The organism is Thermopirellula anaerolimosa, assembly GCF_054657335.1.
This window is the reverse complement of record NZ_BAAHYX010000006.1, coordinates 371,402-383,248: the sequence shown is the minus strand read 5'-3', so window position 1 is coordinate 383,248 and position 11,847 is coordinate 371,402. Positions and strand designations below refer to the sequence as shown.

At 59.9% G+C, this 11,847-nt stretch carries 12 protein-coding genes; 4 read left to right on the top strand and 8 right to left on the bottom strand.

The genetic code is table 11. The features are described from left to right. The first annotated feature begins 147 nt into the window (after positions 1-147). Positions 148-1,380 carry a Rid family hydrolase gene (locus ACYQ6J_RS07595; protein WP_460183580.1) on the top strand — a complete coding sequence of 411 codons (1,233 nt, stop codon included), beginning with the start codon at positions 148-150 and terminating at the stop codon, positions 1,378-1,380. Between the two features lie 40 nt (positions 1,381-1,420). Here ACYQ6J_RS07595 and ACYQ6J_RS07590 read toward each other — a convergent pair whose 3' ends face one another. Then, positions 1,421-2,050, bottom strand: coding sequence for a methylated-DNA--[protein]-cysteine S-methyltransferase (locus ACYQ6J_RS07590; RefSeq protein ID WP_460183579.1), 630 nt, complete (start codon positions 2,048-2,050; stop codon positions 1,421-1,423). A 264-nt stretch (positions 2,051-2,314) separates the two neighbouring features. Here ACYQ6J_RS07590 and ACYQ6J_RS07585 point away from each other — a divergent pair, with 264 nt between their 5' ends. Next, positions 2,315-3,058 carry a hypothetical protein gene (locus tag ACYQ6J_RS07585; protein WP_460183578.1) on the top strand — a complete coding sequence of 248 codons (744 nt, stop codon included), beginning with the start codon at positions 2,315-2,317 and terminating at the stop codon, positions 3,056-3,058. A 57-nt stretch (positions 3,059-3,115) separates the two neighbouring features. Further along, entirely contained in the window at positions 3,116-3,652 is a 537-nt protein-coding gene (locus ACYQ6J_RS07580) for an adenine phosphoribosyltransferase (protein ID WP_460183577.1), read from the top strand. A gap of 63 nt (positions 3,653-3,715) precedes the next feature. Here ACYQ6J_RS07580 and ACYQ6J_RS07575 read toward each other — a convergent pair whose 3' ends face one another. Then, on the bottom strand, positions 3,716-5,395 hold the full coding sequence (locus ACYQ6J_RS07575) for a hypothetical protein (protein ID WP_460183576.1): 1,680 nt from the start codon (positions 5,393-5,395) through the stop codon (positions 3,716-3,718). Between the two features lie 15 nt (positions 5,396-5,410). Continuing rightward, entirely contained in the window at positions 5,411-6,166 is a 756-nt protein-coding gene (locus ACYQ6J_RS07570) for a glycosyltransferase family 2 protein (protein ID WP_460183575.1), read from the bottom strand. A gap of 228 nt (positions 6,167-6,394) precedes the next feature. Between ACYQ6J_RS07570 and ACYQ6J_RS07565 the strand changes: the two genes are divergently transcribed. Further along, positions 6,395-7,414, top strand: coding sequence for a 2-hydroxyacid dehydrogenase (locus ACYQ6J_RS07565; RefSeq protein ID WP_460183574.1), 1,020 nt, complete (start codon positions 6,395-6,397; stop codon positions 7,412-7,414). 67 nt (positions 7,415-7,481) lie between these two features. Here the strand turns inward: ACYQ6J_RS07565 and ACYQ6J_RS07560 are convergent, their stop codons facing one another. From ACYQ6J_RS07560 to ACYQ6J_RS07540, 5 genes are all read right to left on the bottom strand, one after another. Then, positions 7,482-8,717 (bottom strand): UxaA family hydrolase, encoded by a 1,236-nt coding sequence (locus tag ACYQ6J_RS07560; RefSeq protein ID WP_460183573.1) that lies wholly within the window; start codon positions 8,715-8,717, stop codon positions 7,482-7,484. Positions 8,718-8,778: 61 nt separating this feature from the next. Then, positions 8,779-9,183: a UxaA family hydrolase gene (locus ACYQ6J_RS07555; RefSeq protein WP_460183572.1), complete on the bottom strand. Its 405-nt coding sequence runs from the start codon at positions 9,181-9,183 to the stop codon at positions 8,779-8,781. A 170-nt stretch (positions 9,184-9,353) separates the two neighbouring features. After that, complete coding sequence (locus tag ACYQ6J_RS07550; RefSeq protein WP_460183571.1) at positions 9,354-9,752, bottom strand: metallopeptidase family protein; 399 nt, start codon at positions 9,750-9,752, stop codon at positions 9,354-9,356. 26 nt (positions 9,753-9,778) lie between these two features. Further along, on the bottom strand, positions 9,779-10,792 hold the full coding sequence (locus ACYQ6J_RS07545; protein WP_460183570.1) for a Gfo/Idh/MocA family protein: 1,014 nt from the start codon (positions 10,790-10,792) through the stop codon (positions 9,779-9,781). Between the two features lie 26 nt (positions 10,793-10,818). Continuing rightward, positions 10,819-11,793: a sugar phosphate isomerase/epimerase family protein gene (locus tag ACYQ6J_RS07540; protein WP_460183569.1), complete on the bottom strand. Its 975-nt coding sequence runs from the start codon at positions 11,791-11,793 to the stop codon at positions 10,819-10,821. Positions 11,794-11,847: the final 54 nt, after the last annotated feature.

The following is an 11,847-nucleotide window of genomic DNA, read 5'->3' as shown; positions in this document are numbered from 1 at the left end:
TCTTGGGATTTTGTGCCTCCTGAAAGGGTTCGGCAACTTCACCGCCGCGACTGCCGCAACGCGAATGGAAGCCGTTTTGTTGTCGCTCCGCCGCGGTGCGATTAAACTGAAAGCGGGACTAGGGAACGGGGAGCTTCCGAGGGACCCATGATTCGAAAAACCTGTAGCGACGGCGTTGGCTATTCCGTTGTGGACTTGACCGATGTCCGCCATGTGTTTGCCGCGGCGGTTCCTCGGTGCGGCGGAAGCCTGGAGACCCAGGCCGACGATGCCCTGAAGACGATCGAAGCGGTCATTCGCGAGGAGGGGACGCTGGGATCGATTGTCCATCAGGTCGTCTTTTTGGGAGATTACTCCCAACTCGAAGAAGTCCGTAAGATCATACGGGACTTCTACGGCCCGGAAATGCCCGCTACCACCTACGTTCCGCAATTGCCTTGCGAAGGCGGGCTGATTTCGATCGAGGCACTGGGCGTAGGTCGCAAGAAGGGTGATGTGGATATCCTCCGCTTCAGTGAACAACTCGTTCTCGCCCGACACAACAACATTTCCTGGGTACATTGCGCGAACGTGGTACCCCAAACTTCCGCCGAAGCGACGTACGATCGGACGATGGACGCCTTTCAACGGATGCAGGCTTTGTTGCAACGGGTTGACGTGCGGTTCGATCAGGTCATTCGCACGTGGCTCTATTTGGGCGGGATCGTCGATCCGGAGGGCGAATCCCAGCGTTACAAGGAACTCAATCGGGCAAGGGCGGACTTCTACGAAGGCATACCGTTCTTGCGCGATCGGATGCCGGTGGAACAGGGTACCGCTTACCCGGCCAGCACCGGAATCGGGGCGGATCATCGGGACGTAGTGATGAGTTGCATCGCATTGGATACGGACCGCTCCGATATCGTCGCCATGCCGCTGGAGAATCCCCGCCAAACGCCGGCATTCGGCTACGGGTGCCACTACAGCCCCAAAAGTCCCAAGTTTTCGCGGGCCATGGCACTCTCCTGCGGGAGTTACGCCACGCTCTTCATCTCCGGAACCGCCAGCATCACCGACTCTGAAACCCAGCACGAGGGCGACGTCGAGGGCCAGACGCACGAGACCCTGGACAACATCGAGGCCCTCATCGACGGCCCCAACCTCCGGCGTCACTGCCTGCCCGAAATGTCCAGTTCCCTGGATCGCTTGGCGTTGGCTCGAGTGTATATCAAGCGGAAATCCGACTACCCCAAAGTGGCGGCCATCTGCAAGAAACGGATGGGCGATGTGCCGACGATCTATGCGGTGGCCGACGTCTGCCGCCCCGACCTGCTGGTCGAGATCGAAGGGGTGGCGTTCGCGGAGCGAGGCGCCGGCGGTTGCAGCAACGGCCATTGTTAAAACGCCGCGCTTCCGGTATCGCGCGACGCTGACCGACGTGTCAACCGCATTCAGGGGTAGGTTTCTCTATCGCCGCCCGCTCTAGTTCCAGCAACTTACGTTTGGTGACGGTTCCGCCAAAACCGGAATAGCCGCGCAAATCGCCGTCGGCGGAGACCACCCGATGGCACGGGATGATCAGCGGGATCGGATTCGCCCCCAGCGCGCGGCCGACGGCACGGACCGCCGAGGCACGCCCAATACGTGCAGCCAACCCGCCATAGCTCATCGTTTCGCCAAACCGAATGGATCGGCATGCCCCCCAGACTTGGCGTTGAAACACCGTGGCTTGTCCGAAATCGAGCGGAATGCTTCCAAAATCGACGGTTTCTCTCGCAAAGTACCGCGCGAATTCGTCAGCTAAACGGGAAGCCAATTCGGTTGGCTGCGAGTTTTCGCCCAGCCCACACCAGTGCAGTAGGCCGACCGTCAAACAAGGGGCCTCTTGGCGACGAGATAGGCCCGTCGGAAAGCGAGAATCCACCTTTCGGAGGGACACCACGGCATCGAGTGCCGCCTCCCAATCGGCGTATCCGAGTCGAACAGCGGCCACCCCTTGATCGGACAGCAGAAACGCCAGGCCTCCCAGCGGCGTTTCCATCGCTCCTAAGCCGACCCATCTCGTATCCATCGACTGACAGCCTGCGTTGCTTGAAGGCCCGGAAGGCACTCTGAAAGAGTGTGATTGTTGGCTCGTGAGAGGGGATTTTGACACCTATCGCAGCAGCCCCTTATACTCTATATCAATGTGTTGAGCTACGACTAGAGACTAGCCCGTCGTGGGGGAGATCGGCGGGCGAAATCAATATCCTGCGATCAGACGGCAGTACGGTATCGGGACGGTTTCGCGCCGGTCCCGGTTGTGCACGCGAGGTTGGAAAAACACGCAGCGACCATGAACAGCTACAGTGCGTATTGCGACGACTATTACGTCAATCTTGCTATCGACACCATGCTTTCCTTGCCTTCCAATCGCGAAACGCTGCTCACGTTTTTCGAGCGATTGCAAAAGGCGTATCCCGCGATGACCAATTTCTTCGCTAGGGAGAAGGTGGAGTTGGCGCTGGAGGAGGATCGAAACGAGCGTTCGTATCGCTGGTGCAGCTTGGAGGCCCGACGCGTCACCGCCGGATTCCTCAATCCCGATTCCCTGGCGGAAGCCTTCGAGTACCATCGTTTGGTCGCCCAAACGGCGCCTTTTCACCTCTCGTTGAGTCGATTGGATTGCGAGAACGTCGATCTGCTCTTCGGATTCGATTTCCGATACCGTGGTAACCATAACCAAGTGGTGGCGGAAGCGTTGGGCGTACTGCCGGCACTGGACTCCCTGCGCGACCTTCCCGGTAATCAATTGATCCGCTACGAGCCGAGTATCGTGTTGGCTTTGGATGAAGATTGCCGGTTGCAGTGCCGCCTCGAAATCTCAACTCGCACGCCCGAAGACCAGATTCGCTTCAAAGATTACACCACGGAGAATCTAAGCGTGCATTTTACGGTGCGCCACTACGGTTGGTTGCCGGGAAAAGACGGCTTCGAGCAGACCTTGGACTTGCTGATCAAGACGGCGCAACCGGCAGTCGAGCAATACGTCATCCCAAATATCGTGCAACCATTGGTCAAAGCCATTACCTACCGCTAACACGGCGACCTCCGCGGACAACCGACACGATCTCCTTGGAAAGGATTTTCCGCAATCATGATCCAAAATGTCGAGGACCTTCGCCAATACATTCGTTCGATTCCGGATTTTCCCAAGCCGGGCATCCTGTTTCGCGACATTACCCCGCTCTTGGCGAATCCGTCGGCTTTGCGGTTCGCCGTCGAGCGGATGGCGGACGCCGTGCGAGATCGGAATCCGCAGTTTCTTGCCGCCGCGGAGGCGAGGGGCTTTCTGTTCGCCGCACCGTTGGCCCTGGAATTGAACGTGGGATTGATCCCGATTCGCAAACCGGGGAAACTACCCTCCGTCACCATCTCCCACAGTTACAGCCTGGAATACGGCACCGACACGCTGCAAATGCACCGCGATGATTTGCCCACGGAGTCCCGCGTGGTCGTCGTGGACGACCTGCTCGCCACCGGCGGGACCGTGGAGGCTTGTTGCCGCTTGGTGGAAAAGGCGGGCGGGAAAGTTGTCGGCTGCGCCTTCCTGATTGAACTGGTCGATCTGAAGGGCGCTGAGAAACTGGCGGACTACCAACCTACCAGTTTGCTCCAGTTTCACGGTGACTGAATCGGTACGGGAAACGCCGGAGTAGCGGGCAACGTCGCTACAGCGGAGCGGCGCAAGCGTAGCTCAATCGTCCGCTTCGACCGATTCCGCCGCAGATCCCAGCGAGCGCTCAAAGAATTCGCGAAGGTGCGATTCCGGATAGAGGCAAAAGGCGTATTCCCGCGACGACAGAATCGCCGCGCCCCGGGCCTGTTCCTCGGCATCCGAGATCGCTTGCAAAAGACGTTCGCGTTCCCGCGACAGAAACTCCCCCAAGTCGCGATTAGCCTTCGTAATTGCGCGATGACGCTCGGCCGCGTTGCTCAGCGTTTTGGGAAGTTCCACCCAGCGTCTTTTCTCCGCGACCAACGCTTGTACGCATTCCCTCTCGTCTGCGGAAAGGTTATCCCATGAGATGAATCTTTCGGGGTGATAAGTCATTTCCCGAAGTCTCCTCCGCAATTCACCGGGATCGGCGGAAATGCGCGACGCGACTCGCTCCGTGCCGATCGGCAGCAGCAGGGTGGCCGAAGCAATCGCGAATTTCGGCGGTCGAAAACCGCAAAACTCCCACATAACGGCATCGGTCACTTGGTCGTACTTGGCCCCGCCGATGCCGTGAAAGAACATGTCCCCCAGGACCATCCTCGCCCACATCGTGGTGATAATGGCCCGACCGCGAATCTTAGTCCCGCGACGGCGAAGATCGCTCCACCACGCCGCCGCCCCGTCGAAATCATCCTCTCGCAGGCACCCCAGCGCGGAGACCCCGTCGGACACTTGGACACATCGGCCCGACCGTCGAACAAAAATCCGGCGGCGATTCGGTTCCTCGGCGGCCCAAATCCAAAAAGGCGTTTCCCACCAATCGTCGTTCCGTTTGAGGTCCGGCATGGGCCTTGCTTCGGTACGCATGCGGTGGATGCGACGATACCGAGCCAGCACGCGATTGTGGATGTCGGAAAACGACGCCGCCCGACTCCAAAGGAAGGCCGCAAAGGCGGCAAAACCGGGCAGATCGCACATGACGCTTTGCGGGATTTCCAGCGTGCGCCAACCCCACTCGCGTTCCAGCATGTGCCGGGCCTGGGCAAGAGACCAGGGCAAATGGCGGTTTTCCCCCGCGCGGCTTCGCACCAGCGACCAATAGTCGCGAATCATCGACGTGGGAACGAGAGGCGCCAGCACCCCGTGCACGCGATCGCCGAAACTCTGAAAACACTCCCAATCGCGTACGAATCGCTCTTCGTAGGGCAGACCGCTCTCGCTTTGATCGGGGAGGATGCAAACCACGGCGGGACGCCCGCCCGCGTTAGTCGGGACGCGAACGGCGGTCGTTTTGGGCGAATCACCGTCTATCAAAATGTTAACGCCCAAACCTCCGAGCGATCGTGCGACCGACGACAGGACGGCATTCTTGAACCACACACCGGGATGAAACATCTCGGTCTGGTGTCCGGCGAGCAGCAGCGGAACGTCGCCGTTCGCCGCTTGTTCGCACCTTCGCTCGGCCCAACTCGTATCGGCGTATAAGCCCGTCCAAGCCAAGGCGGCACGAACGAATTCTTCGCGAGACCTGCGCAACCACGCACCATCGAACGGCAACGACGCCGCGTGCGACGATTCCCTCTTGCCGACGATGTTGCGGTGAACGACCCTCGGGAGCAAATCCAAGGGCGGTTGCAGAAACACCGCGCGGTCTTCTTGCGGGGCACGCAACGGTCGATAGGCGAGGTAGTCGGCGACGTCGATCTGCGATGTCATCACGGTTCGTCAGGACTACCGGTTAGGAAAACGACCTGAAGCACTCGAAAAACACGCCTCTAGCGGCTGGCATCGCCCCACCCTTCGCAGGCTGTTCTCCAAGACTTCCCGATAGACCGCCAACCGTACGTCGGCGTTGTCCAGCGCCCCGCCGAAGGATCGCTCTTCGTCGAGATAGATGAGCGGTACCGGCAATTCGATGATCCGCAGTTGATGGTGGACGGCTTGCACCCATAGTTCGAGCGGCATGGCGTAACCGTCGTCCGTCAAGTCCAACTTCGCTAAAGCGGCGACCCGGTACGCCTTGAAACCGCAAAAGGCGTCCGTCAAGCGTAGTCCCAGCCTTTGGTTCAGTTCGTCGGTAATAATCTGATTGATCCTTCGGCGATCCGCCGGAGGTTTGCCGTCGCCCGGGAAATTCGCCAGGTAGCGACTTCCCGAAACGATATCGACGTCTCCGGAACAAGCTAGGACGAAGTCGGGGATCCTCCGGGGTTCGTGCTGACCGTCGCAATCCAGCGTCACGATCACGTCGTAGCCGCGTTCGATCGCGAAACGGAACGCGGTCCGCAAGGACGCGCCGTAGCCCCGATTGTGCGGGTGGCGCACCGTCGTGACCCGCGAGAACTGCCGCAAGATCGCGTCCGTCCCGTCCCATGAACCGTCGTCCACGGCGAGGACATCGGTGGCGTATTTCAGGACCTCACGCAAGACCGGACCCACATGCCGGACTTCGTTGAAAACCGGGATTGCCGTCAGGAAATTGCTCATGCCACTATTATTATCGAGAGGGCCGCACCGGAAAAGCGAACGCTCGCTCACGCCGAGTTTTGCGGCTTTCCGTAAAATGGTGGCATGCCTCCGACCGATTGGACATCTTGTTAAAAGCTATCGCCATGACTTGCCGGTTCGTTCGTGGAACGCCGCGTACCCGTGCGAGGGCGTGCCCGAGAATCCCAAGGTGGGGATCGAACCGGCCATAATCAGCAAGGAACCGCAATGCGCGTCGCCGTATTTAGCACGAAAACGTATGACCGGGATTTTTTTCGCGCGGCCAATGTTGCGTTCGGGCATGAACTGGTCTTTTTCGAAGCCCGACTCAATTCTCAAACCGCCTCTTTGGCCAAGGGCTATCCGGGCGTTTGCGTTTTCGTGAACGACGATTTGGATGCGAGGGTCTTGCTGATGCTTCAGCGGGGGGGGACCCGACTCATCGCCCTCCGTTGCGCCGGGTACAACAACGTCGATTTGCAGACCGCCGCCCAATTGGATTTGACCGTCGCCCGCGTGCCCGCCTATTCACCCCAGGCCGTGGCGGAACACACCATGGCCTTGATCCTCGCCGCGGCCAGACGCATTCACAAGGCGTACAATCGGGTCCGGGAGGGCAATTTCTCGCTCGACGGCCTCCTGGGGATGGACATCGCAGGCAAGATCGCAGGGGTCATCGGTACGGGCAAAATCGGCCGTCTGGTGGCCAAACGCTTGCTCGCCTTCGAATGCCGCGTACTGGCCTTCGACTTGACGCCGGACGACGAATTGATCGCGGCGGGAGTGGAGTATCTGACCACCGACGAGATCTTTCGCCGGAGCGACATCATTACGCTGCACTGTCCTTTGGCCCCGGCCACGCGGCATCTCATCAACGAGGAATCTCTCGCCGTCATGAAACGCGGCGTCCTGCTGGTGAACACGAGTCGCGGGGCGTTGGTCGACGCTCGGGCGGTGACCCGCGCCCTGAAATCGGGAAAAATCGGAGCCTTGGCCCTGGACGTGTATGAAGAAGAGGCGGACCTATTCTTCGAGGACCTTTCCAATCAGGTGATTCAGGACGATGTGTTCATGCGGATGCTGACATTCCCCAACGTCATCATCACGGGACATCAGGCCTTTTTCACCCATCAGGCCATGGAACACATTTCTCGGCAGACGCTCGAGAATATCACCCAATTCGAACGCGGCGAAACGCCGGGCGGCCTGATCAAGTGGGAAGACGTCCGCGGTGCAGGCGCCGCTTGAACCCTCCCGCCGTCCCGCCCGAGCGTATCCGCGAGACGCCTCGCCCGGGACCGGCGTTGTGCCGTCCTCAACGCAAGGGGAGGCAAGCAGGCCCTAAGGCCTCGAACGTCTTGTACGTCAAAATGAACTCCTGGTGACCAAGACGCTCGGACACCGTGCTCTTGCCCGCGGCCACTTCAATCAAGTAGTCGAAAATACGCCGCCCCATCGCGGGCACGTCCGACTTGCCCAGCAGGATCTCCCCTGCGTTGATGTCCATGTCGGCCTTCATCCGGCGAAATGTCTCCGGATTGGCGCACACTTTCACGACCGGCGCCACGGCGGAACCGACCACCGATCCTCTGCCCGTAGTGAACAACACGGCATGTGCGCCGCAAGCGATCATCTCCACGATCTCCGCGTTGTCGGCAATGTTGGGAAAACCGAAGCGGACCTCGCCGTCGGGAACCACGTCCAGCAGATACAACCCCGGTCGCGGCGGGATGTCTCCCGGTTTTAGAAGTCCCGAGATCGGCCGCGTGCCGCTTTTCAAATAGGCTCCCAGCGACTTTTCCTCGATGGTGGTAAGACCGCCTTCGGCGTTGCCGGGGGCGAAACTGGCGTGCCCTAGCGTGGCGTAATACTCGAAGGCTTTGGCCACCGCATTTACGAGGGCTTGGCCCAACTCCGGCGTTATCGCTCGCCGCGACAAGTCGCCCTCGCACCCAAACAACTCGCCCGTTTCCTCGAAGATCGCGGTGCCGCCGGCATCCACGAGAAGATCGAAAGCGTGACCGCAGGCCGGATTGGCCGTCAAACCGCTGGTGGCGTCCGATCCGCCGCAGATGGTACCGATCGTCAAATCGGCTGCGGTCATGGGGCAGCGCGGCGTCTCTTGCAGAACCTCCAACTGCCGCTTGACCCAGGCACGTCCCAGCCGAATCGTCTTCTCGGTGCCTCCCGCCTGTTGAATGACCAACGTTTCGACCGGTCGCCCGGAATCCGCTATTTGGCGAGCCAGGCCTTCGGCGTCGAAGCTTTCGCACCCCAGGGAGACCAACAGAACGGCACCGACGTTCGGATGCGTACAAACGCCCCCTAGCACGCGCCGCGCGTATGCATTGGGGTAACATCCCGGAAAACCGGCGAGATGCACGCCCGACTTGCGATAAGGCAACTGGATTTCCCGCGCAACATGATGCGCGCATTCCACGAGATAGACCACCAGCACGAGATTACGGATGCCCTTGCGACCGTCCGCGCGCTGATATCCCTGCCACGGACGCGCGAGATCGACGCCGGTGATGGGTAATTTTTCCGTCATGACGAGTTTCCTCGATCGCGAGAGAGATACGACTTGCGAAAGCGACTTCCCATCCGCGGCATCACGGCGAAGCGGAAGCGTCCGTCAAATCGGGATTGCAAGGATTCGCGGTTCCATCCGTCCCCTGTGCAGAAGTTTCCTCCGTCACGCTGTCCGTGACCGCCTCGGCGAGCATCGGGTCGGCCCCTCGCCTCTCCCGCGTCGATATGTACGCGCTTTGCATATTGTGCACGTGAACCCACTGGCCGGGTTCGATGTTCACGGTGGCAACCCCGATGGGGTGGCCGTATTTGACCACCGCCTCGCCCTCGGCTATCGGTCGCACGGCAACCTTGTGCCCCATGCGCAGGTTCGAGGCTGCGGTCAAACGCACCCGGTCCAGTTTCAGGGTCGTGCCTTTGGCGATCGTTCCCGACGCAACCACAACGTTGTCATCGGCATGAAGGCGTATCAGGCGGGCTTTCACGGCATCTCCTTTACGCAATTGATTCGAGACGTCGAGGTCGCGATGCGTCGCGCCTCCATCAACTCGCCGCCGCCTCGATGACCATAAAGCCAAAGACGAGTCGGACGCGACGCAAGCCCGGCGCTCGCTCTTCACGAAAGGTTCGACGGAGTTCTCGCCGGGGATTGGAGTCAACCATATCCGTAGTTCTCCAGCTCTTCTTCCGACATACCATAGTAATGCCCGTATTCATGGAGCAATGTGATGCGGATTTCCTCGCGAACGGCCTCTTCGGTGATTCGACCGCGGCCCGCCGCGGCAGCGGCCAAAATGCCCTCGCGGAACAGTGTCACGCGATCCGGCAACATAACCGTCGGCTCGTCCAACCGCTTTTCGTGAAGAGGCACCCCCGAGAACAGCCCGCACAGTTCGGATCGCCTACGAAGCCCCAATTCTCGGGCCAACTTTCGAGACGGGTAGTCCTCCACGTACAACGGAATGGCCGAGACCATCTCTTTCACTCGATCCGGCAGCGAGGCCAACACGTCCTCGAGCAAACGGTCGAACCACAACCGCGTCCGTCGGTCCATGCAACGTCACCCGGCAATCCGTGCCATCATTTGGTATCCGCAGCGGTCGCTTCCGCACGCTTCAGAATGTCCGCGATTTCCACAGGCTTGCCGCCCAATCGCGTGCTTTCGTCGGCGGCCTCCATGAACGCAAACAGTTCGATGGTTTCCTCGCGCGGCACCGGGGAGACCCCCGTCTTGAAAAAGCGGCAGATCTCAACAACCAAGGGCTTGTAACCTTCGTAGGTTCCGGCCGAAGCGGTGCCTTCGGTCCCCTCGACCTCCGCACCGTACCCCTGACGGGCTTCGAACACGCCGATACGACCATCGCTCCAAGTGCCGACGACCCTTTCGGGGCCTTCGCGCACCACGGTCTTGCAACCCGGCCCCATGATCGTATAGAGCGTCTCCACACCGTGAACCCCGTACCAGAAGAGATCCGGGTGATGCGGTTCGATGTGCATCGGGCTCCAGGCCGTGCATTTGCGCAGGGTTCCAATCGGCAGTTCACCCCGCCGGGCCGCCTGAAACCCGGAACTGAATCGCAAGGAAGAGCTTGAGAACACCGGGACGCCGGCGTCGTCCGCCAAGCGAAATATCTTGAGGACGTCAACCAGCGAGGCCGCCATGGGCTTGTCGATATAGAGCGGTTTCTTGGCCGCTATCACCTTGCGGGCCTGCTCGAGATGCGGACGTCCATCGACACTCTCCACGAGAACCACGTCCACATGGGGCAGCATCGCTTCGATGCTTTCGTAGATAGTCACCCCCTTTTCCCGCAATTTCGCCGTGTATTCCTCGACGCGGTCCCAACTGGCCGGTAAATCCGGCGATCCTCCGGGGAAGCCTGCCGTGACCTCGACCTCGGCTAAGACGCCTTCCGCCGCGGGATCATTGATCAAATCGGTGAAAGCGAGGACGTGCGACGTATCCAGACCGATCAGACCGGCCCGCAGCGGCTTGGGCTTGGCGGATGTCTCCTCGCCCCAAAGCAACGACGCATTGACCATCGCGGAAGCGCATACCGCCAAAGCCGAGAACAAACCTACGCTGAATCTCATTGGAAGCTCCTCCGCCGCGGTGCTTTTCACTTGCCTGCAATGATGAGATCGAGACGCCGGCTGAATTCGTCCAAACTCAATCCGCCGTCTTCGATCGTCATGAAACCGCTGTATCCGATCTTTTCGATCTCGTTGCGAACTTCCGGCCAATTGACGCTTCCATCGCGAGGATGGACGAACTTTCCGTCGTGACCGTCCTCATTCAAGAGAAAGTCCTTGACGTGCAACTTCACGATTTCCTTGCCCAAGGCTCGCAACCACTCTTGCGGCGGTGCATATTTCACATGGTTCCCGATGTCGTAATAGGCTTTCACCATCGGGTGATCGAACGACTTCACGAACTGGGCGAAGACGGCGGGTTGAACCCACAGATTATTCCACACGTTTTCCAGAGCGATGATGACCTTGGTCTTTTCCGCCGCCGGGATCAGCTTTTTGACGGCCTCGGTGGACGTATCGACGGCATGGTTATGAGCCTCAATATAATCCCGGTAGGGAGCGTTATCGCCCGACACCACCTTGAGCAAGTGGCCGGTCTTTTCATCGAACTCGATATCGAATTCCCACGGTTTCGGCATCGCCATGCCGCCGATGCGGCACGGAACCAGCAGCAGGGCGTCCGCTCCGTAGGCGGCGGCGGTTTCCAACGACTTGGCCACGCTTTCGATGTCGGCCGAAACGCTGTCGGTATTGAAATTCGCCCAGCCATACAAGACTGAATGGACGCGGAGCCCGAGAGACTCGGCCAGCTTGCGCGCCGCGCCGGCTTCATCGACCGCAGCGTGCCGCTGATTGGATTCGATGCCGTCGAAACCCGCCTCCCTGAGAGACTTCAGCGTCGCCTCATCGGGGTTGCCGATCATGGACTTAAACAGCTTCGTCCGATAGGTCGGTCCCTCGGTCACGGTCCCCGCCAGTGCGGAGAGGCCGCGTCCCGCCATGGTTCCCGCGACGACACCCACCGAAGACGCTACGAACGCACGCCGATTCAATTGAGACATGGTTGTTTTTCTCCAAGCGAACTGTGCCAGTACAAACCACCTCCAGCCCGAGGC